General features: G+C 48.8%; 18 protein-coding genes and 1 other annotated feature. Of the genes, 12 read left to right on the top strand and 6 right to left on the bottom strand.

Annotated features, from left to right (window positions below; all coding sequences use genetic code 11):
* The first annotated feature begins 16 nt into the window (after positions 1–16).
* The 4 genes from MY7_RS14595 to MY7_RS14580 all read left to right on the top strand — a co-directional run bounded on the left by MY7_RS14595 (position 17) and on the right by MY7_RS14580 (position 4,285).
* On the top strand, positions 17–1,207 hold the full coding sequence (locus tag MY7_RS14595; RefSeq protein WP_007613892.1) for an aminotransferase-like domain-containing protein: 1,191 nt from the start codon (positions 17–19) through the stop codon (positions 1,205–1,207).
* 181 nt (positions 1,208–1,388) lie between these two features.
* Positions 1,389–2,105, top strand: a complete 717-nt coding sequence (locus tag MY7_RS14590; RefSeq protein ID WP_007613889.1) for a (Fe-S)-binding protein — start codon at positions 1,389–1,391, stop codon at positions 2,103–2,105.
* A gap of 27 nt (positions 2,106–2,132) precedes the next feature.
* Positions 2,133–3,563 (top strand): LutB/LldF family L-lactate oxidation iron-sulfur protein, encoded by a 1,431-nt coding sequence (locus tag MY7_RS14585; protein WP_007613888.1) that lies wholly within the window; start codon positions 2,133–2,135, stop codon positions 3,561–3,563.
* Positions 3,563–4,285: a LutC/YkgG family protein gene (locus MY7_RS14580; protein WP_029325828.1), complete on the top strand. Its 723-nt coding sequence runs from the start codon at positions 3,563–3,565 to the stop codon at positions 4,283–4,285. The genes MY7_RS14585 and MY7_RS14580 overlap by 1 nt, the downstream gene beginning before the upstream one ends.
* A 36-nt stretch (positions 4,286–4,321) precedes the next feature.
* Here MY7_RS14580 and MY7_RS14575 read toward each other — a convergent pair whose 3' ends face one another.
* The 3 genes from MY7_RS14575 to MY7_RS14565 all read right to left on the bottom strand — a co-directional run bounded on the left by MY7_RS14575 (position 4,322) and on the right by MY7_RS14565 (position 8,251).
* Positions 4,322–5,650 carry a GntP family permease gene (locus MY7_RS14575; RefSeq protein ID WP_007407373.1) on the bottom strand — a complete coding sequence of 443 codons (1,329 nt, stop codon included), beginning with the start codon at positions 5,648–5,650 and terminating at the stop codon, positions 4,322–4,324.
* 26 nt (positions 5,651–5,676) lie between these two features.
* Positions 5,677–7,221, bottom strand: coding sequence for a gluconokinase (gntK, locus tag MY7_RS14570; RefSeq protein WP_007613886.1), 1,545 nt, complete (start codon positions 7,219–7,221; stop codon positions 5,677–5,679).
* Between the two features lie 172 nt (positions 7,222–7,393).
* Entirely contained in the window at positions 7,394–8,251 is an 858-nt protein-coding gene (locus MY7_RS14565) for a MurR/RpiR family transcriptional regulator (protein ID WP_007613885.1), read from the bottom strand.
* Positions 8,252–8,403: 152 nt separating this feature from the next.
* Between MY7_RS14565 and MY7_RS19775 the strand changes: the two genes are divergently transcribed.
* Both MY7_RS19775 and MY7_RS14560 read left to right on the top strand, forming a co-directional pair.
* Positions 8,404–8,562, top strand: a complete 159-nt coding sequence (locus tag MY7_RS19775) for a hypothetical protein (protein ID WP_007613883.1) — start codon at positions 8,404–8,406, stop codon at positions 8,560–8,562.
* A 91-nt stretch (positions 8,563–8,653) separates the two neighbouring features.
* Positions 8,654–8,893 (top strand) — a binding site (T-box leader).
* A gap of 61 nt (positions 8,894–8,954) precedes the next feature.
* Positions 8,955–10,295, top strand: coding sequence for an amino acid permease (locus MY7_RS14560; RefSeq protein ID WP_007613881.1), 1,341 nt, complete (start codon positions 8,955–8,957; stop codon positions 10,293–10,295).
* A 34-nt stretch (positions 10,296–10,329) separates the two neighbouring features.
* Here the strand turns inward: MY7_RS14560 and MY7_RS14555 are convergent, their stop codons facing one another.
* Positions 10,330–11,247, bottom strand: coding sequence for a DMT family transporter (locus tag MY7_RS14555; RefSeq protein WP_029325829.1), 918 nt, complete (start codon positions 11,245–11,247; stop codon positions 10,330–10,332).
* 97 nt (positions 11,248–11,344) lie between these two features.
* Here MY7_RS14555 and MY7_RS14550 point away from each other — a divergent pair, with 97 nt between their 5' ends.
* Positions 11,345–12,223, top strand: a complete 879-nt coding sequence (locus tag MY7_RS14550) for a LysR family transcriptional regulator (RefSeq protein ID WP_007613879.1) — start codon at positions 11,345–11,347, stop codon at positions 12,221–12,223.
* A 33-nt stretch (positions 12,224–12,256) separates the two neighbouring features.
* On the opposite strand, the gene MY7_RS14545 is transcribed toward MY7_RS14550, so the two are convergent.
* Positions 12,257–12,664 carry a hypothetical protein gene (locus MY7_RS14545; RefSeq protein WP_003151600.1) on the bottom strand — a complete coding sequence of 136 codons (408 nt, stop codon included), beginning with the start codon at positions 12,662–12,664 and terminating at the stop codon, positions 12,257–12,259.
* Between the two features lie 275 nt (positions 12,665–12,939).
* Here MY7_RS14545 and MY7_RS14540 point away from each other — a divergent pair, with 275 nt between their 5' ends.
* Positions 12,940–13,947, top strand: a complete 1,008-nt coding sequence (locus MY7_RS14540; protein WP_007613877.1) for an LLM class flavin-dependent oxidoreductase — start codon at positions 12,940–12,942, stop codon at positions 13,945–13,947.
* A gap of 35 nt (positions 13,948–13,982) precedes the next feature.
* Here MY7_RS14540 and MY7_RS14535 read toward each other — a convergent pair whose 3' ends face one another.
* Positions 13,983–15,071 carry a GntR family transcriptional regulator gene (locus MY7_RS14535; protein WP_007613876.1) on the bottom strand — a complete coding sequence of 363 codons (1,089 nt, stop codon included), beginning with the start codon at positions 15,069–15,071 and terminating at the stop codon, positions 13,983–13,985.
* A gap of 257 nt (positions 15,072–15,328) precedes the next feature.
* Here MY7_RS14535 and MY7_RS14530 point away from each other — a divergent pair, with 257 nt between their 5' ends.
* The 4 genes from MY7_RS14530 to MY7_RS14510 all read left to right on the top strand — a co-directional run bounded on the left by MY7_RS14530 (position 15,329) and on the right by MY7_RS14510 (position 20,569).
* Positions 15,329–16,723: a sugar porter family MFS transporter gene (locus MY7_RS14530; RefSeq protein ID WP_003151605.1), complete on the top strand. Its 1,395-nt coding sequence runs from the start codon at positions 15,329–15,331 to the stop codon at positions 16,721–16,723.
* Between the two features lie 264 nt (positions 16,724–16,987).
* Positions 16,988–18,022: a gapA transcriptional regulator CggR gene (cggR, locus tag MY7_RS14525; RefSeq protein ID WP_003151607.1), complete on the top strand. Its 1,035-nt coding sequence runs from the start codon at positions 16,988–16,990 to the stop codon at positions 18,020–18,022.
* A 33-nt stretch (positions 18,023–18,055) separates the two neighbouring features.
* Entirely contained in the window at positions 18,056–19,063 is a 1,008-nt protein-coding gene (gene gap, locus MY7_RS14520; protein ID WP_003151611.1) for a type I glyceraldehyde-3-phosphate dehydrogenase, read from the top strand.
* Between the two features lie 321 nt (positions 19,064–19,384).
* Positions 19,385–20,569 carry a phosphoglycerate kinase gene (locus MY7_RS14510; RefSeq protein ID WP_003151616.1) on the top strand — a complete coding sequence of 395 codons (1,185 nt, stop codon included), beginning with the start codon at positions 19,385–19,387 and terminating at the stop codon, positions 20,567–20,569.
* Positions 20,570–20,591: the final 22 nt, after the last annotated feature.

The raw sequence follows: 20,591 nt of genomic DNA, 5'->3' as shown, positions 1-20,591 counted from the left end.
AAGGGGATAATATCACATGCAGGCCGAATCTTTTTTTTCTGACCATGTAAAGAAAGCTCTGACAAACGATCCTCCCGGGGAATGGATGCCGGCAGTTCCGAAAGCGTGCATCCCCCTGCATTCCGGCTATCCCGATCCCGCACTCGTTCCTGATAAGGAGCTGAAAGAAGCCGCCGCCCGCCTTCTGGATGAGGAGCGCGATCTGCCGCTGCATTATATGGGAAGCCCGAGGACGGCCGTTTTAAAAAAGCAGATTCAAGAACGGTTAGCCATCCGCGGCATTCACTGCCGGGACGATGAGCTGATCGTGACGTCAGGCGCCTGTCAGGCGATAGATCTGGCTGCACGGGTTTTCCTCGATGAACAAACCGCCGCTGCCGTTGAAGCGCCGGTCTACATGGAAGCGCTCGAGATTTTTAAAAATTATACACCACATATCATGAGCATTCCGACAGATCAAGAGGGCCTGCAAACAGAAACATTAGCGTTCATGCTTGAGGAAAGAAAACGAAAAGGGCTTCTGCTTCCCCGTCTTCTCTACACGATACCCGCTTTTCAGAATCCTGCGGGAACCGTAATGTCAGCGAAGCGGAGAACACGCCTGCTTCAGCTTGCCGAAACATATGATTTTCTCATCTTGGAGGATGATGCATACGGCGAGCTCGGATTCACCGATATTCCGCCGCCCTTAAAAGCCATGGATCAAAACGGCCGGGTGCTGTACGCCGGTTCATTATCAAAAGTCATCGCCCCGGGTATGAGGATCGGCTGGATTGCAGGGGACGCCGCATTCATCACGGCATTGTCATGGTTAAAAAAAGACTTAGGCCACCCGTTTTCCCAAGCGGTGACCGCCGTCTATCTGGAACAAACGAATGTTGAAAAACGGCTCGCCGCCTTGCGGGAAGCATATCAAAGCAAACGTGACGTTTTGCTCGCCGCATCAGAGCGATATCTTCCGAAATCCGCATCCTGGCACGTGCCTGAAGGCGGTTACTTTGTATGGGTGAAAGCGCCTGGAGCGGATACATCCGCATTGCTGGCGAGGGCTCTTTCTCACGGCGTTTCCTATGTACCCGGTAAATATTTTTTTCTGCATCATGAAGACGGTGCGGAATATCTTCGCCTGTCGTTCAGTTATGCCGGTAAAGCCGCGATAAAAGAGGGTGTGCAAAAACTGGGACGCCTGCTGGAAAACGGGATGTAGAGCAGCTTGAGGAGCTTTCGGGCTTCTCTTTTTTTGTCCCCTTCAGCGCATCGGACGAAAGGATTTTTCAGAAAAACCTTCCAATCCATATTCAGAATAGTGTAGGATATTCATAGAGCTTTCCTAAAAACAGGTCATCAGATGACCGGATCACATATTGAGGATGAAAGAGGGGTTCATCATGAAAGTCTCATTATTTGTCACGTGCCTTGTGGATATGTTCCAGACCAATGTCGGAAAGGCGACGGTTGAGGTGCTGGAACGGCTCGGGTGTGAGGTGGATTTTCCCGAGGGACAGATCTGCTGCGGGCAGCCCGCATACAACAGCGGGTATGTGACGGATGCGAAAAAAGCGATGAAGCGGATGATTGCCGCGTTTGAAGAAGCGGAGTACGTCGTCAGTCCGTCAGGTTCCTGTACGACGATGTTCCGTGAATATCCGCATCTGTTTCAGGACGATCCGAAGTGGGCGGCAAAAGCGCAGCAGCTTGCGGACAAAACATATGAGTTAACAGATTTTATCGTCAACGTTCTCGGGGTGGAGGATGTCGGGGCGGTGCTGCATAAAAAAGCGACAGTCCATACATCGTGCCACATGACGAGGCTGCTCGGCGTGTCGGAGGAGCCGATGAAGCTTTTGCGCCATGTCAAGGGGCTCGAGCTGACCGCGCTTCCCGGAAAGCACCAATGCTGCGGATTCGGAGGAACGTTTTCTGTGAAAATGGCGCAAATCTCTGAACAAATGGTGGATGAGAAGGTCGCCTGCGTGGAAGACACGGAGGCCGAGGTGCTGATCGGGGCGGATTGCGGATGTCTGATGAATATCGGAGGGCGTCTTGACCGTAAGGATAAAAACGTCAGAGTCATGCACATCGCCGAAGTGCTGAACAGCAGATAACACGAGAAACAACAAGGGGGGAAAATCATGGCGATGAAAATCGGTACCGCCGCTTTTAAAGAGCGGGTATCAGAAGGAATAGATAATGAGTTTATGAGAGGAGCCGTCTCCGGAGCGCAGGAACGGCTCAGGACAAGAAGGCTTCAGGCGGCCGAGGAATTGGGAAACTGGGAGGATTGGCGTTCCCATGCGGAAGAAATCAGACAGCATGTGCTGGACAATCTTGATTTCTATTTGGAACAGCTCGCCGAAAACGTCGCCAACAGAGGCGGACATGTCTTTTTCGCCGAAACGGCGGAAGAAGCGTCCTCCTATATCCGCGATGTCATCCGGCAGAAAAACGCCAAAAAAATCGTAAAATCCAAATCCATGGTGACAGAAGAAATCAATATGAACGAAGTGCTTGAGGAAGAGGGCTGTGAAGTCACAGAAACGGATCTCGGCGAATATATTCTCCAGATTGACGATCACGATCCGCCGTCACATATCGTTGCTCCCGCTCTTCACAAAAACAAAGAGCAGATCCGTGACGTGTTTAAAGAGAGACTCGAATACAAGCAGACGGAAAAACCGGAAGAGCTCGTCATGCACGCGCGCAGCGTTCTCAGGAAAAAATTTCTCGAAGCGGATGTCGGCATTACAGGCTGCAACTTTGCAATTGCGGATACCGGATCGGTCAGTCTCGTGACGAACGAAGGAAACGGCCGCCTTGTGTCCGCGCTGCCGAAGACGCAGATCACCGTGATGGGAATGGAGCGGATCGTTCCGTCATTTTCTGAGTTTGAAGTGCTTGTCAGCATGCTGACGAGAAGCGCCGTCGGCCAGCGGCTTACAAGTTACATTACGGCGCTGACGGGACCTCGTCAGCAAGGAGAAGCTGACGGGCCTGAGGAATTCCACCTCGTGGTTGTGGACAACGGGCGTTCCCGCATACTCGGCACGGAATTCCAATCGGTGCTGCAATGTATCCGCTGCGCCGCCTGCATCAACGTCTGTCCCGTGTACCGGCATGTCGGCGGACACTCGTACGGGTCCATCTATTCGGGTCCGATCGGCGCCGTCTTATCGCCTCTTCTCGGCGGATATGACGAATACAAGGAGCTCCCGTACGCATCTTCCTTATGCGCGGCCTGTACGGAAGCGTGTCCCGTTAAAATTCCGCTGCACGAGCTGCTGCTCAAGCATCGGCAGAACATCGTGGAAAAAGAGGGCAAAGCGCCGATCAGCGAAAAGCTGGCGATGAAAGCCTTCGGGCTCGGCTCGTCATCCCCGTCCCTTTATAAAATGGGATCGAAATGGGTGCCTGCCGCCATGACGCCGTTTACGGAAGATGACAAAATATCAAAAGGGCCGGGGCCGTTAAAAGAATGGACGGCAATACGGGATTTCCCGGCGCCGCATAAATCGAGATTCAGAGATTGGTTTAAAGACCGGGAAAAACAAAAGGGGGAAGAATGATGATGAAAGGGACGGTTACACATCAGGAATCCTTTTTAAACCGGATCGCCGAAAGTCTGGGCAGAGAGCGCAGGAAATCAGACGTGTCCCTGCCTGAATGGAAGTATCAGCCACAATATCAAACGCATGCGGACTGTACGGAAGACGATCTTGTCACGATGCTGAAAGACCACTGCGTCAACATTCATACCGAACTGATCGAAACGGATGGAGCCGGGCTTTACGACGCTTTGCGCACGCAGGTGAACCGCTTTGAAGGAGGGCCTGTCATCATTCCGAAGGACAGCCGGTTTGAAACTTACGGCTTGCAGACCCTTATGACAGAAGAGTGGCCGGATGAAGGGATTCCCGTTTGGGAATGGGACGCGGAACAAGGAGCGAAAAATATTGAAAAAGCGGAACAAGCGAATGTGGGCATCACATTCAGCGAGATCACCCTTGCGGAATCAGCCACCGTCGTTTTGTATGCGTCAGAGCATGCAGGCCGTTCTGTCAGCCTGCTTCCGACCACCTATATCGCAATCATCCCGAAATCTTCCATTGTGCCGAGAATGACACAGGCCAGCGATATACTGAAACAGCAGATCAGAGACGGCGTCACCGTTCCTTCCTGCATCAACTATATTACTGGACCGAGCAACTCGGCCGATATCGAAATGGATTTGGTTGTCGGCGTCCACGGACCCGTTAAAGCCGCTTATATCCTTGTGAATGACCGATAAAAAAAACAAACCCCGGTTTGCGGCCGGGGTTTGTTTTTATATAAACGCGTTAATGATCATGATAAAACAGATCGCACTGACAGAAATAATCGTTTCCATCGCCGTCCATGTCAGGAATGTTTCTTTTACTGTCATTCCGAAATACTCTTTAATGAGCCAGAAACCGGAGTCATTGACATGTGACAGAATCAAAGAGCCCGCTCCCGTTGCCAAAACGAGAAGCTCGCTGCTGACGCCCGGCATGACAGATGCAATCGGTGCAACAATGCCGGCCGCCGTCATCATGGCGACAGTCGCTGAACCTGTGGCGACACGGATGACCGCCGCGATCGTCCAGCTTAAAAGAACGGGAGAGAAGCTTGAGTGTTTCGCCATGTCAGCGATATACGTGCCGACGCCTGAATCAATCAGGACGTTGTTAAAAGCGCCGCCGGCTCCGATCACAAGCAGAATGGAAGCAATCGGTCCCAGACAGTCATTGCTGAATTTTAAAATGCTTTCTCTGTCAAAGCCCTGATAAAAACCAAGGCTGAAAAAGGAGTAAACCGTGGCGATCAAAAGCGCCGTGACAGGGTCGCCGATAAATTTAAAAGTTTCATAGAGCGTGCTTTTTTCCGGAAGCGCAATTTCGGCAAGCGTTGCCATAAGCATCAGGATCACCGGTACCAATATCGTAAACAATGTATTTGCGAATCCCGGAAGCTTGCGTTTTTCATTCCGTTCAATAAATTGTTTTTTCAACAGTTCGGGAACGGGTTTATGAATGCGCTTACCAATCCATTTTCCGTAAAGCGGCCCTGCGATGATGGCAGTCGGAATGCCGACGATTAAAGAAAACAAAATCGTTTTTCCGACATTGGCGTGATAAATGCCGACAGCCGCCATCGCCGCCGGGTGGGGCGGAACCAATCCGTGCACGACGGAAAGTCCCGCAAGGAGCGGAATCCCGATCGTCACTAATGAAACCCCGGTTTCAATTGCAATCGTAAACAAAAGCGGCACGAGCAGGACGAAGCCGACCTGGAAAAAGACCGGGATGCCGACGATAAAAGCGACGGCCATCATCGCCCAATGCACTTTCTTTTTGCCGAAGCGGCCGATCAGGGTGTGGGCGATCCGCTCCGCACCGCCTGATTCAGCCATCATTTTTCCGAGCATCGTACCGAGGGCCAGCACGATCGCAAGCAGCGACAGCGTATTGCCGAGCCCGGTTTTCATCGAAGCGATAATGTCCGGCAGATTCATGCCCGTTGCGAAACCGACAAGGATGGATGTAATCAGCAGACTGATAAACGGATTTAATTTAGCGACCGTAATCAATAAGAGTAAAACGATAATAGCGGCAATGACAATAAACAGTAACATGACCTTTTCACCCTTTCAAAGAAGAATTAACGGCTTTGTTTGAGCTGAAATTCACTGATGACGTCAAATTCATCTTTGAGCTTGTCATACAGCCGCTCGTATAAGTAAAACAGCTCAATATATGTTTCGCTGTTTTTGACGTTCGGTTCATGGCGGTGAGAAATTCTGATCCAGTCCTGAACATCCTCGATCCGTTCCATTTCGCCAAGGCTGTGCAAAGCGAGGACGGCCGCTCCGAGCGCCGAGGCTTCGTAACTTTCCGGAACGAGGACTTCCCGTCCCATCGTATCGGACAAAATCTGCCTCCACAGCGGCGATCTCGCAAATCCTCCCGAAGCCCGCACGTCTTTTGCAGGGCCCGCCAAATCTCTCAGTGCGACACCGATTGAAAAGACGCTCATGATGACGCCTTCCAGCACCGCTCTGATAAAATGCTCCCGTTTATGGCGGAGGCTGATGCCGAAAAACGTTCCGCGGGCATTCGGATTCCAAAACGGCGCGCGCTCCCCTGATAAAAACGGCAGAAACAACAATCCCTCAGAGCCTGCGGGCACTTTATCAGCGATATCAATCATTAAATCGTACGGATCAATGCCGAGCCGCTTCGCCGTTTCGACTTCCGGAGAAGCGAATTCGTCTCGAAGCCAGCGCAGCATAATGCCTCCGTTATTCGTCGGGCCTCCGATGACCCAATGCTTGTCAGTCAGCGCGTAACAGAATGTCCGCGCTTTTTCATCCGTAATCGGCGTATCCGTCACCGAACGCACGGCTCCGCTTGTTCCGATCGTAACGGCCACTTCGCCTTTGCCGATCGCGCCGACTCCAAGGTTGGCGAGCACGCCGTCATTTGCGCCGATAATAAACGGTGTATCCGCATGAATGCCCATCCGTGCAGCGATTTCCGGCGCAAGGCCGCGCAGCTGATGAGTGGTCGGCACGATGTCCGACAGCTGATCTTCCCGGATTCCGGCAATCCGGAGCGCTTCTTCATCCCAGGAAAGCGTATCTAAACGGAACAGCCCCGTTGCCGAAGCGATCGAATAATCGACGACATAAGTTCCGAAAAACTCGTGCAGAATATATTCTTTAATACTGATGAATTTGGCGGTTTTCGCGAATGTCTCCTTGTCCTGTTCTTTCATCCACACAATTTTGGAAAGCGGAGACATCGGGTGAATCGGCGTACCCGTTCTTTTATAAATATCAAAACCGTTCATCTCTTTTAAAATCCGTTTTGATTGCTCGGCGCTGCGGTTGTCCGCCCAAATGATGCTTTTGGTCAGCAGGCCGCCGTTTTGATCGACAGCTATCAATGAGTGCATGGCGGTGCTGATGCCGATTGCAAGCAGATTGTTAGGGCTCAGTCCCGCCTTTGTGACGGCGCCCCTGATGCTTCCGATAACCGCTTCCAAAATGTGCTCAGGATCCTGCTCGGCCCATGCCGGCTTTGGCTGTATTAAATCATAGTGAACCGAATGCTTGGCTAACACTTTGCCTCTCGGTCCGAACAGAACGGCTTTCGTACTGGTCGTGCCGATATCCAGACCGATAACAGCTTGGGTTTCCTTCATAATATATCCCGCCTAATCTGATTGAATAATAAGATAGATTGATAATGTATGCCCTTACAAAGTCAATTATAGGAATAATTTTTTTATAAATCAACGATGAAGAAGAAATTTTTTTTCATAAAATTGCCTCAATTCCCGCTGTATCGGCATTCTCTCTTTTGAAAAATAAATATTACAAACGTTTGTGCGCGATCATTTTTCTGATTTGCTGCAAGTTGGCGAGCGTTTTCTCCTGCCGCAGCCGGGCCGTGGCGAAATACAGTGTATCAATGACCGACAGCTGGGCAAGCCTTGCGGACATTGCTTCCGTTCTGAAAGCCGTCTCCCTTGTTGACGTATACAGCACCACGTCGGAAATCTGGGTGAGCGGCGACTTTTGGTAGCTTGTAATGCCGATCGTGCCGGCGCCGAGCGATTTGGCCGTTTTCACCGCGTCGAGCACGTCCTTGTTGCTTCCCGAATGAGAAATGCCGATGACTGCGCTATCGGGACCGAGAAGACCCGCTGACATCGCCTGAAAGTGAGAATCCGTGTGCGCGATGCAATTTATACCCGTACGCATAAATTTATGATACGCGTCTGTGGCGATCAGCCCGGAACCGCCGTTTCCGTAAAATTCGATTCTGTCTGCGCGGTGGATCATTTCTACCGCTTTTTCAACGTCGGCCGGATCTAATAAATGAAAGGTATCGGTCAGACCGGAAATGTTTGTGCGGAAAACTTTCTGGATGACGACTTCGATATCGTCGTCGGGGCTCATTTCTTCATGAATGTGCTGCACCGGCTCCTGAACGATCTCCTGAGCAAGCGCGATTTTTAAATCCTGATAGCCGGAAAAACCGAGCCGTTTGCACAGCCTGAAAATCGTCGCTTCAGAGCTTTTCGTTTTTTCCGCCAGCTGAATGATGGAAAGGTGAATCACGTCTTTCGGTTCCTTCACGATATGGTCTGCAATCGCTCTCAATTTTGGCGACAAACCTTTGCTGGCCGCCTGAATCTTCCCGATGCTGCTTGAATTCACAGGGGTCATGCTATAACCTCCCTACTCGAATGTAAACGCATACTTTTATGATAAAGCAAGTTTTAATATAAGGAAAACAGAATTTTAAAATTGTTTTTTTAATTTGGCGTATAAAAAAAAGAGAAAAAGCCGCCGATGATAGAAAGTGAGGAGGCATCTGGATGAAAAAAGCATGGATTCTCGTCATATCATTCGGCATTGCGCTTGCGCTGTTTTTATACGCAAACACAAAGGTGAAAGCGGAAAGCGCGGCGCCCGGAAAGCAAAGCCTTGTGTCCGGATTTCAGCTTAGACTTTCGAATGACAGGGAAGGACAATAGGCGGCAAAAATTAGTATTGACTTTGAAAATAGAAGACTGTATATTATGTTACTATATTCAGAAAATAAAAACTCAAGAGATTCATTTAACATAAAACACTGTGAACGGGAGCAGTAAAAGAATCCAGTCAGAAAAAGAGAGCCGCGGGTTGGTGCAACGCGGACTGATTGTTCTTTGAACTCGCCCGGAAGTGGCAGGGCGGAACGGAATTGTCGGAATATTCCCTATGTCCTAACGGCTGACCTTCGTTAAAAGGTTTTTAAGCTGGATTCCGGACATTCGGGATCAACAAGAGTGGTACCGCGGCTGCCTGAGGCACGCCGTCTCTTTTCCCAAAGAGGCGGCGTGCTTTTTTATGTGATGAACACTTTTTGCGAGAGGGCGTGTGATAGATGGAAAAGGACAAGCAAACGTTAAAACGGACGATGTCGTCCAGACACATTATGATGATGGCGCTTGGAGGCGCAATCGGGGCCGGGCTCTTTAAAGGCAGCAGCACGGCGATTGATGAAGCGGGGCCATCCGTGTTATTGGCCTACCTCCTCGGCGGAATCATTCTGCTGTTTATTATGCAGGGGCTGGCCGAAATGGCAGTCAGAAACAAACATGCAAGGACGTTCCGTGATTTGGTTCAGCAGTCTCTCGGGTCGTACGCAGCATACTTTTTAGACTGGATCTATTGGAAAATGTGGGTGCTCAATATTGCCGCGGAGGCGGTCGTAGCCGCCATTTTCATTCAATATTGGCTGCCGGAATGTCCGATATGGATATTGGCTTTGATCATTTCCATTGTGGTGACGGTCGTAAACATGCTTTCTGTGAAACTGTTTGCCGAGACGGAGTACTGGCTCGCGCTCATTAAAATTACAGTGATTGTCATCTTTATTTTATGCGGGATTCTGCTATTATTTTTCTCATTCGGCAATCACACGGCGCCGGGGCTGTCTCATTTAACGGATCACGGAGGGTTTTTCCCGCATGGAGCGGGGGGCGTCATTACGGCGATGCTCGTCGTGATCTACTCATACGGCGGAACGGAAATCATCGGCGTCACGCTGGCGGAGACAAAAAACCCCGAAAAGGTGATCCCGAAAGCTGTCCGAAGCACGTTAACGCGGATTGTCGCTTTTTACTTGCTGCCGTTTTTCATCATCGTCAGCCTGATTCCTTGGAATCAAGTCAACAGCGTTCCGGAAAGCCCGTTTGTCATAGTATTTAAGATGATCGGGATTCCGGGTGCCGACCATATTATGAATGCCGTCATTCTTCTTGCGATTATCTCGTCTATGAACTCGGGACTGTACGGATCATCCCGCGTCTTGTTTACGCAGGCTTCTGACGGCCGGGTGCCGAAAATCTTTTCAAAACTGTCGAAGAAAAAGGTTCCCGTTTATGCGATTCTGACTTGTACGTCATTTTTATATGTAGGCGTTCTGATTTCATTATTCGCAGGAAGCCAGACGTTTAATTATTTGATGGGTTCCCTCGGCTATACCGTGCTGTTCATCTGGCTGATTATCGGATTCGCCCATTTGAAATCAAGAAAACATTCAACAGAACAGCCGGCTTATTACGTCAAATGGTTCCCGTACACGACATGGTTCGCGGTGCTTGCGCTTTTGGCCATCTTGGTCGGCGTAATTGCGACGACATCCATCGTCATTACATGCATCACTGCGGCCATCTATCTCCTCATTACGGCTGCGTATCTCGTAAAAGGAAGACGTCAATAAATAAAAAAACTCTTGCCCCGCGGCAAGAGTTTTTTTAATGAACGGCCTTTTTTTCTGCGGCCAGAGCAGGTGATTTCAGTTTCTTCGGTGTTATATTCACAAAACAAATGCTTGTGACGATCAGAAGCAGTCCGGCTAAAAGGCTGACGGTCAGCGGCTCATGCAGGAATATCGAGCTGACGATAATGGATATGAGCGGGATCAGGAAGGTGTAAGAGGCGACCTTGCTTGCTTCCCCTGAACCGACAAGCGTAAAAAAGGCGAGCCAGCCGAGCGCGATAACAAAAACTGAAATGAACAGAAGGCTGAGAATGAACGGAGCTTTCCATTGAATCGCTGAAAAGCTTTCTGAAAAATGGCCGGAGCTGACAAGCAGCACGCCGCCGATCAGAAGCTGAAGAGCGACCATCCAGATAGAATCCGCGCGTCCGCCCGTTCTTTTCACATATACCGTGCCGAGCGCCCAGCTGACCGCAGAGCCTAAGGCCAAAAGAATGCCGGCGATGGAAATATGGCCCCCGAAACCGGCTGCGCTGATGACGGCGACACCGGCAAAGCCCAGAATAAGACCGGCTATTTTTAAAGGATACATCGATTCCCCGAGCCACAGCCAAGAAAAAACGCCCATTAATACCGGCTGGAAAAACACGATGGCTGAAAATAAGCCGGCAGGCAGGTAATTCAAGCCGACCGTTTGCAGGCCGTAAAATAAAGTAATATTTAAAATGGCAGAAATAAGATAGATCGGCCACGTTTCTTTAAAACGCAGCTTTTTAAAACGGGGCAGCGCCACCATTAATAATAGAAGTCCGCCGATCAGCGTGCGGATTCCGGCAAACAGAAGAGGCGGCGAATAGGCAAGCGCGGCCTTTGTCAGCGGCCAGTTAATTCCCCATACCGTGACTAGAAACGCCAGCATAAGAGCCGTCTGTATTTTCGAAAGCTGTTTCACGTCGTTCACTCCTTGTAGAACAATTCCATCATATGATACGGTAATCAGTAAGATAAATAAAATGAATCTTTTTTATAAGGAGCATAAGTAAAACGTTATGACGATTACACAACTGCGGGTTTTTGTTCAAATCGCTGAAACGGGAAGCTTTACAAAAGCGGGGCAAGCGCTGAATATGACGCAGCCCGCCGTCAGCCATGCCATCTCTGCGCTTGAGTCAGAGCTCGGCATCAAGCTGATCGTCCGCGAGCGCCGCAACGGCGTAAGGCTCACGGACACGGGCGGAAAAATTCTCGTCCATATCAGAGAGGTGCTCAAAGGCATAGAAAAAGCCGAGCAGCTGGCGGCCGCGGAAAGAGGGCTTGAACAGGGAACGATTCACATCGGCACATTTCCGGCCGCTTCCGCTTATTTCATTCCAAAGCTGATCAGCGTGTTTAAAAAACGGTATCCGAAGCTTGAGTTGGTGCTTCATGAAGGAACGGTTAACGAAGTAAAGGAATGGCTCCGCTCCCGGGTAATAGATGTGGGGATCACTCTTTTTCCTACGGAAGACATGGAATATCTGCCGCTGAAAAAAGATAAAATGGCCGTCGTGCTTAGAAATGATCACCCGCTTTGCAGCTGTGAGTCAATCACTCTGAAAGATCTTGACCGCCAGCCGATGATCATCTGTGACGGAGGATACGAATCACCGTTTATTGATATGTTTAAGGAGGCAGGATCTGTGCTGACTGCCGCATTCACTGTTTACAACGTCAATACGTCCATCAGCATGATCAAAGAGGGACTGGGAATTGCGATATTATCACAAATGTCTATGTCGGGAATATCGCTGCCGGAAAATGTCGTGACAAGGGAACTCAATCAGGCGGTGTACCGTGATGTTCTGCTTGCCGTTCCTTCTATAAAGGAGGCTTCATTGGCGGCAAAACTTTTTATTCAAATCGCACAGGAACTCACAAAGAACGAATAAAAAAAGACCCTAATCATCATAGGGCCCTGAATCTTATCGGTTAATTTTAAAAGAGTTTGTCGTATTGACAAGTTTTGAACCGCTGAACGTAGCTTTGACACGATAATAACCTGTCTTGCATCCTTTTAAAGAGAATGACTTAGTCACCCTTACTGAGAAGGAAAAGGTTGTTTTTTTACAAGTCGTCCATTTCTTTCCGGACTTTCGCTGTAAGTATAGGTTTCCTTTAAAAGTTCGATCTGACGGATACGCTGTACTGAGAGTAAAATCGACACTTTTCGCTTTTTTAGTGTAGTAGGAGGCATCGGTAAATCCGCTTACATTTAAATGCTGCTGAGTGCCGGAGTAAAAGTCTGCAGCGTATGCCTTATCAGTGTTTCCTGTAAAGAAGATTGCTGCCAGTAAAGCTGTTGTGAGTGCCATTAAGATTTTTTTACGCATATAGACAATGACTTCCTTCCTATTCAATATCATACATATCTTAACATTATTGGGTTTGTTCATTCAACGATAGATTTTCACTTTTATAGGATGAAAAGCTCATCATATCTGAATGTAATAGATTCATTCATACAGAGTTCACTAGTGACGACCGCTGACTGATTGTTCGAAGATCATCGAATCAAATTGTTTAACTCACGAGAAAAGCTGTGGTAAGGTGTGTGGTAGAGACCTTGTTTAAGATCTGCTTACACTAAACCATAAAGGAGAAAACGATGGCTGAACATACATTGAAAGATACTGCGTTTTCCGTATTGAATTTATCGCCGGTCGTACAGGGGGGAACGGTTGCTGAATCGTTCCGCAACAGCATGGATTTAGCGCGCCGCGCCGAGGAGTGGGGCTATAACCGCTATTGGCTTGCGGAGCATCATAATATAGAAGGCGTCGCCAGCTCGGCAACGGCGGTGCTGATCGGCCACATCGCCGGCGGCACGAAAAAAATCCGCGTCGGTTCTGGGGGTATTATGCTGCCGAATCATTCTTCACTTGTGATCGCGGAGCAATTCGGAACCCTTGAAACGTTATATCCGGGGCGGATTGATCTGGGGCTCGGACGCGCGCCGGGAACAGACCAATTAACGGCGAGAGCTTTACGAAGAAACATAAACAGCGGGGAAGATTTTCCGGAGCAGCTTGAAGAATTGAGAAATTACTTCAAACCGTCAGGCAATGTGCGCAATCAAGTCCGCGCCATTCCGGGCGAAGGGCTGGACGTGCCGATCTGGCTTTTGGGCTCAAGCGGCTTCAGCGCGCGTCTTGCGGGAGAGCTCGGGCTTCCGTTCGCCTTTGCGGCTCACTTCTCACCGAAAAATACCGTGCCCGCTCTTGAACTGTACCGCAGCTCCTTCCGTCCGTCAGACGTACTGGATCAACCGTACGCGATGGTCGGCGTCACCGTCATTGCCGCCGATACGGATGAAAAGGCGGAGCATCTGGCAACATCGCATTATCAAAGATTTTTAGACCTCGTCCGCGGCACGCCGAACCAGCTGAAGCCTCCTGTTGAAGACATGGATCAAATCTGGTCGCCGTATGAAAAAGCGATGGTCAATGAACAGCTCAGTTCAACGATTGTCGGGGGACCGGAGCGTGTGAAGGAAAAGCTGGAAAGCTTCATCCGGACAACACAGGCGGATGAAATCATGGTGAATTCAGAAAGCTTTGAGCATGCCGACAGAATGAGATCATTTGAAATCATCGCCGAATTAAAAAACAGCTGAGCAAAAAAAGCAATGTGCCGCGCACATTGCTTTTTTTATTCGCCGATCCGCTTGACTGAATTCCGGATGACGAGTTCCGGTTCATACACGACGTCATCCTTCTTCGGCTTTTTATGTTCTAAGCAGTCGATGACGTATTTTGCCGCCGCTTTCCCCATAATGGATTTCGGATGCTTGACAGAGGTGAGCTTCACCTCGGAAATCTGGGCGAAATGTGAATCGTCATAGCCCATGACCGATACGTCATCAGGTACCTTTAACCCGAATTCCCTGAGAAGATTAATCGTCTTCAGCGCAATTTCGTCATTGTAGCAAAGAATGGCCGTCGGATATGACCCGCTGTTTTGCTCAAGGGTATGCTTAATTTTTTGGAGAAGCACGGTTTCTTTTTCCTCAGTCGTATAAGTCACGATCATGTCCGGAGACGGAAAAATCCCGCGCTCCCGATGCGCCTGCAGATAGCCGTTCATCCGTTTGACGCCCTGCGTGTCATCCGCTTTAAAGATTCCCATAATGTGCGTGTGGCCGAGGGACATGACGTATTCACAAGCCATCATGCCGCCTTTGACATCATTGACGGAAAAGCTTGGTGCGGTCAGCTCCGCATAAGAGGCGTTAATCATGGCAAACGGAATGCCGTTTTTCTCCAGATTGAGATAGTAGCCGATGTTGGGCGTCTGCAGCGCGCTTTTTGTAGGCTCGACAATCAGCCCGTCTATATTTTTGGACAGCAGGTTTTCAAGGCCGCGCCGCTCACTTTCTGTATTGTTGTTGGTGCTCGTCAGCAGCATAGAATAGCCTTGTTCGCTTAAATAAGATTCAATTCCCCTGATGATGCTCGGAAAAATATAGTCTGATATGTACGTTGTAATGACGCCGATCGTTTTGTTTGAATGCATGGCTGATTTCGCCGTGCGTGAAGCGACAAAGGTGCCTCCGCCCTGAACGCTGTACAGCAGCCCCTGCGAGACCAAATCTCCGATCGCCTTTCTGATGGTATGGCGGCTGACGCCGAACTGCTGCATCAGCTCATTTTCCGTAGGCAGCTTTTCGTCCGGCTGTATTTTTCCTTGATTCAGCCATGAACAAATTTCTTCTTTTACTTGAGCATATTTCGGTAGCATATCAATTCCTCCAAAATGTATACGGACAAATTCCAGTATAACATAGTAAGCCCTTTCATCAAGCTGTAAAAATAATTGACAGATTATGAAAAACTGCTTATTCTTTATTTGTACGTACTAATTTTCCTTATTTTTAGATAAAATTCTTTATAAGTACGTACAAATGTGGCGATTATGAAGAAAACAAAGCAACATCAAGCGCCGCACTCTTTTTTTGTAAGCGTTTTTATTCTATTATTCGCGGGAGGGTAAAATTCATGAAGAATCACCCGGCACCAATTGGCTCAAATGTACCTGTCACTCGGCAGCATTCCAAGTGGTTTGTCATTCTCATCTCATGCGCTGCCGGACTGGGAGGGCTTTTGTACGGTTATGACACGGCGGTGATTTCCGGCGCCATCGGTTTCTTGAAAGATTTGTACCGCTTAAGTCCTTTTATGGAAGGGCTCGTGATTTCGAGCATTATGATCGGCGGTGTTTTCGGCGTAGGGATTTCCGGATTTTTGAGTGACCGTTTCGGACGGAGAAAGATTTTGATGGCAGCGGCGCTGTTGTTTGCGGTGTCAGCGGTTGTCTCTGCGCTTTCTCAAAGTGTGTCTTCCTTAGTGATCGCCAGAGTCATCGGTGGTCTGGGAATCGGCATGGGCTCCTCGCTTTCTGTCACGTATATTACCGAGGCCGCTCCGCCGGCCATACGCGGCAGTCTGTCTTCACTGTATCAGCTGTTTACGATATTAGGGATATCCGGCACTTATTTTATTAACCTCGCCGTCCAGCAGTCCGGCTCGTATGAATGGGGGGTGCACACCGGCTGGCGGTGGATGCTCGCTTACGGCATGATTCCGTCCGTCATCTTTTTTATCGTGCTGCTTATCGTGCCGGAAAGTCCGCGCTGGCTTGCGAAAGCGGGGCGCCGGAATGAAGCCCTCGCCGTGCTGACGCGCATTAACGGCGAGCAGACCGCGAAAGAAGAAATCAAACAAATCGAAACGTCTTTACAATTAGAAAAAATGGGTTCATTGTCTCAGCTGTTTAAGCCGGGGCTGAGAAAAGCGCTTGTGATCGGGATTCTGCTGGCTTTATTCAATCAGGTCATCGGCATGAACGCAATTACGTATTACGGGCCGGAAATTTTCAAAATGATGGGCTTCGGACAGAATGCGGGGTTTATCACGACATGCATCGTCGGTGTCGTTGAAGTGATTTTCACCATTATCGCGGTTCTTTTAGTCGATAAGGTAGGCCGGAAAAAGCTGATGGGGGTCGGATCTGCCTTTATGGCGCTGTTCATGATCTTAATCGGGGCATCCTTTTATTTTCAGCTGGCGAGCGGTCCGGCTTTAGTTGTCATCATATTGGGATTCGTTGCCGCTTTCTGTGTATCAGTCGGGCCGATTACGTGGATCATGATTTCGGAAATCTTTCCGAACCACCTCCGCGCACGCGCCGCCGGTATTGCGACGATATTCTTATGGGGGGCCAACTGGGCGATCGGCCAGTTCGTGCCGATGATGATCAGCGGGTTAGGGCTCGCGTACACCTTTTGGATATTCGCCGTCATTAATATTCTCTGTTTCTTGTTTGTCGTGACAATCTGCCCCGAGACGAAAAATAAATCATTAGAAGAAATAGAAAAACTCTGGATAAAATGAAAGCGTTTCACGACAAAAGTCCGCTCCGGCGGGCTTTTGTCTGTCACCTTCATTCCGTTTCTGTATATAATGACTGTATCAAGGAGATACTGGTAAATCCTGCGAAGAATGTCGAGGAATTGACCTTTAACAGTTGAATTAACAATGTCATCCTGTTAAAATAATTAAAGAAAGCAGACATAATTTTTTTTGGCTATGATGGGACGTTTTTTGTCATAGCGGGACATTTTCTGTCCAGTATGAATAGGAAGGAACGTTTGAGTCATGAACCAGTTAATACAAGCTCAAAAAAAATTATTGCCTGATCTTTTGCTTGTGATGCAGAAAAGATTTGAAATCTTGCAGTATATCAGGCTTACCGAACCGATCGGCCGCAGAAGTCTTGCAGCCAGTCTCGGATTGACCGAGCGCGTTCTCAGAAGCGAGGTTCAGTTTTTGAAAGAACAGAATCTCATCGATATTAAAACAAACGGCATGACAATGACGGAAGAGGGCTATTCACTGCTTTCGATTCTGGAAGATACGATGAAGGATGTTTTAGGATTGACGCTTCTGGAAAAGACATTAAAAGAGCGGCTTAATCTGAAAGACGCCATTATCGTTTCCGGAGACAGCGACCAATCTCCTTGGGTCAAAAAAGAATTAGGGAGAGCGGCCGTTGCATGTATGAAAAAGAGATTTTCAGGCAAAAATATCGTCGCTGTAACCGGCGGTACGACAATTGAAGCCGTCGCCGATATGATGACGCCGGATTCAAAAAACCGCGAGCTCCTGTTTGTGCCCGCAAGAGGCGGTTTAGGCGAAGATGTGAAAAACCAGGCGAACACCATATGCGCGCATATGGCGGAAAAGGCTTCAGGCACTTACCGGCTTTTGTTCGTTCCCGGGCAGCTGTCACAAGGCGCCTACTCATCTATTATTGAAGAGCCTTCCGTAAAAGAGGTGCTTCACACGATTAAATCAGCGAGTATGCTCGTTCACGGAATCGGCGAAGCTAGAACAATGGCGGAGCGAAGAAACACGCCTTTGGAAGATTTGAAGAAAATAGATGACAATCATGCGGTGACAGAGGCATTCGGCTACTACTTTAATGCGGACGGAGAAGTCGTTCACAAGGTGCATTCAGTCGGAATGCAGCTCGATGACCTCGATGCCATTCCCGACATTATCGCGGTAGCGGGCGGATCATCAAAAGCAGAAGCAATCGAAGCTTATTTTAAAAAGCAGCGAAACACGGTTCTCGTCACAGACGAAGGAGCCGCAAAGAAGTTATTAAGGGATAACAGTCCCTCAATATAAATATCTCTCACTTATTTAAAGGAGGAAATAATCATGGCAGTAAAAGTCGGTATTAACGGTTTTGGTCGTATTGGACGTAACGTATTCCGCGCAGCATTAAACAATCCTGAAGTTGAGGTAGTAGCGGTTAACGATTTAACAGACGCTAACATGCTTGCTCATCTTTTACAATATGATTCCGTACACGGAAAATTAGATGCAGAAGTTAAAGTTGACGGCAGCAACCTTGTTGTTAACGGCAAAACAATCGAAGTTTCTGCTGAGCGCGATCCTGCGAAACTCAGCTGGGGCAAACAAGGCGTTGAAATCGTAGTTGAATCTACTGGTTTCTTCACAAAACGCGCAGACGCTGCGAAACACTTAGAAGCAGGCGCGAAAAAAGTTATCATCTCTGCACCTGCTAACGAAGAAGATATCACAATCGTTATGGGTGTTAACGAAGACAAATACGATGCGGCTAACCACCATGTTATCTCTAACGCATCTTGCACAACAAACTGCCTTGCGCCGTTTGCAAAAGTACTTAACGACAAATTCGGCATCAAACGCGGTATGATGACAACTGTTCACTCTTACACAAACGATCAGCAAATTCTTGATCTTCCGCACAAAGACTACCGTCGTGCGCGTGCAGCAGCTGAAAACATCATTCCTACATCAACTGGTGCTGCTAAAGCAGTTTCCCTTGTTCTTCCTGAACTGAAAGGCAAACTGAACGGCGGAGCTATGCGTGTGCCGACTCCAAACGTTTCTCTTGTTGACCTAGTTGCTGAACTTAACAAAGACGTAACGGCTGAAGACGTAAACGCAGCTCTTAAAGAAGCGGCTGAAGGCGATCTTAAAGGAATCCTTGGCTACAGCGAAGAGCCATTAGTATCCGGAGACTACAACGGCAATGCTAACTCTTCTACAATCGATGCTCTTTCTACAATGGTTATGGAAGGCAGCATGGTAAAAGTAATCTCTTGGTACGATAACGAAAGCGGCTACTCTAACCGCGTTGTTGACCTTGCAGCTTACATCGCAAAACAAGGTCTTTAATTCATAGCTCCCGGAAAGGGCCGGACTTGGTTCTTTCGGACAGAAACGCTATAATGAAAGCGGACAAGGGAAGGGGACGGACTCCCTTTCCCTTTTTCCATGAGAACCGGCTTTCAGAAAGCGCCGGATTGCTGCAGAACGTCCGCGTTTTGAAGTTTCCGCGGCACTTTCGTTTTCTGAGCCGCCTGCCCTGGCTCAGAAGACGATCTGCCCCGTGCCCGGAAGCTGCAATCTGCCCCGCGGCGGAAGCATCATGAGGCGGTTTCACGTTTCACGTTTTTCGTGCTATGCAAACCATTTTGAAGGAGGATCTCCTAAGGCATGAATAAAAAAACAGTAAAAGACATCGACGTAAAAGGCAAAGTCGTATTCTGCCGCGTTGACTTTAACGTTCCAATGAAAGACGGGGAAGTAACAGATGATACTCGTATCCGCGCTGCGCTTCCAACAATCAAACACCTTGCAGACCAAGGCGCGAAAGTCCTTCTTGCGAGCCACTTAGGCCGCCCGAAAGGCGAAGTGGTTGAGGAGCTTCGTTTAACTCCTGTCGCTGCACGCTTAGGCGAACTGCTCGGCAAAGAAGTGAAAAAAGCGGATGAAGCTTACGGCGATGCTGTAAAAGCACAAATTTCTGATATGAAGGACGGAGACGTTCTTGTATTGGAAAACGTACGTTTCTACCCTGGTGAAGAGAAAAACGATCCTGAGCTTGCTAAAGCATTTGCTGAGCTTGCGGATGTATATGTCAATGACGCATTCGGTGCTGCCCACCGTGCTCACGCATCTACAGCCGGAATTGCCGAGCATCTGCCGGCGGTTGCAGGATTCCTGATGGAAAAAGAGCTTGACGTTCTCGGCAAAGCTGTGACAAATCCTGAGCGCCCGTTTACGGCAATCATCGGCGGCGCGAAAGTAAAAGACAAAATCGGCGTAATCGAAAGTCTGCTTGATAAAGTGGACAACTTGATCATCGGCGGAGGTCTTGCTTACACATTCGTAAAAGCGCTTGGCTATGAAGTCGGTAAATCTCTTCTTGAAGAAGATAAAATCGAACTTGCAAAATCATTCATGGACCGCGCGAAAGAAAAAGGCGTTAAATTCTATATGCCGGAAGACGTTCTCGTTGCTGATGATTTCTCTAACGATGCAAACGTTCAAATCGTGCCGATCTCTGAGATCCCAAGTGATTTAGAAGCGATCGACATCGGAACGAAAACCCGCGAAACGTATGCTGAAGTTATCAAAAACAGCAAACTTGTCGTATGGAACGGACCGATGGGCGTATTCGAAATCGACTTGTTCGCTCAAGGCACAAAAGCAGTGGCTGAAGCATTGGCAGAGGCAAACGATACATACTCTGTCATCGGCGGAGGAGACTCTGCGGCAGCCGTTGAAAAATTCGGCCTTGCTGACAAAATGAGCCATATCTCAACAGGCGGCGGCGCATCCCTTGAATTCATGGAAGGCAAAGAGCTTCCAGGTGTAGCTGCGCTGAACGATAAATAAAAACTGCTATAAGGAAGTGGAA

This window comes from Bacillus sp. 5B6 (assembly GCF_000259405.1).
Classification (GTDB): domain Bacteria; phylum Bacillota; class Bacilli; order Bacillales; family Bacillaceae; genus Bacillus; species Bacillus velezensis.
Note: the sequence above shows the minus strand (reverse complement) of the source record. Positions and strands in the feature narration are given on the sequence as shown.

What these genes read in the sequence shown, in the direction of transcription:
- MY7_RS14595 (WP_007613892.1), top strand. Translation starts at nt 17, where the DNA reads ATGCAGGCCGAATCTTTTTTTTCTGACCATGTAAAGAAAGCTCTGACA.
- MY7_RS14590 (WP_007613889.1), top strand. Translation starts at nt 1,389, where the DNA reads ATGAAAGTCTCATTATTTGTCACGTGCCTTGTGGATATGTTCCAGACC.
- MY7_RS14585 (WP_007613888.1), top strand. Translation starts at nt 2,133, where the DNA reads ATGGCGATGAAAATCGGTACCGCCGCTTTTAAAGAGCGGGTATCAGAA.
- MY7_RS14580 (WP_029325828.1), top strand. Translation starts at nt 3,563, where the DNA reads ATGATGAAAGGGACGGTTACACATCAGGAATCCTTTTTAAACCGGATC.
- MY7_RS14575 (WP_007407373.1), bottom strand. Translation starts at nt 5,650, where the DNA reads ATGTTACTGTTTATTGTCATTGCCGCTATTATCGTTTTACTCTTATTG.
- gntK (WP_007613886.1), bottom strand. Translation starts at nt 7,221, where the DNA reads ATGAAGGAAACCCAAGCTGTTATCGGTCTGGATATCGGCACGACCAGT.
- MY7_RS14565 (WP_007613885.1), bottom strand. Translation starts at nt 8,251, where the DNA reads ATGACCCCTGTGAATTCAAGCAGCATCGGGAAGATTCAGGCGGCCAGC.
- MY7_RS19775 (WP_007613883.1), top strand. Translation starts at nt 8,404, where the DNA reads ATGAAAAAAGCATGGATTCTCGTCATATCATTCGGCATTGCGCTTGCG.
- MY7_RS14560 (WP_007613881.1), top strand. Translation starts at nt 8,955, where the DNA reads ATGGAAAAGGACAAGCAAACGTTAAAACGGACGATGTCGTCCAGACAC.
- MY7_RS14550 (WP_007613879.1), top strand. Translation starts at nt 11,345, where the DNA reads ATGACGATTACACAACTGCGGGTTTTTGTTCAAATCGCTGAAACGGGA.
- MY7_RS14545 (WP_003151600.1), bottom strand. Translation starts at nt 12,664, where the DNA reads ATGCGTAAAAAAATCTTAATGGCACTCACAACAGCTTTACTGGCAGCA.
- MY7_RS14540 (WP_007613877.1), top strand. Translation starts at nt 12,940, where the DNA reads ATGGCTGAACATACATTGAAAGATACTGCGTTTTCCGTATTGAATTTA.
- MY7_RS14535 (WP_007613876.1), bottom strand. Translation starts at nt 15,071, where the DNA reads ATGCTACCGAAATATGCTCAAGTAAAAGAAGAAATTTGTTCATGGCTG.
- MY7_RS14530 (WP_003151605.1), top strand. Translation starts at nt 15,329, where the DNA reads ATGAAGAATCACCCGGCACCAATTGGCTCAAATGTACCTGTCACTCGG.
- cggR (WP_003151607.1), top strand. Translation starts at nt 16,988, where the DNA reads ATGAACCAGTTAATACAAGCTCAAAAAAAATTATTGCCTGATCTTTTG.
- gap (WP_003151611.1), top strand. Translation starts at nt 18,056, where the DNA reads ATGGCAGTAAAAGTCGGTATTAACGGTTTTGGTCGTATTGGACGTAAC.
- MY7_RS14510 (WP_003151616.1), top strand. Translation starts at nt 19,385, where the DNA reads ATGAATAAAAAAACAGTAAAAGACATCGACGTAAAAGGCAAAGTCGTA.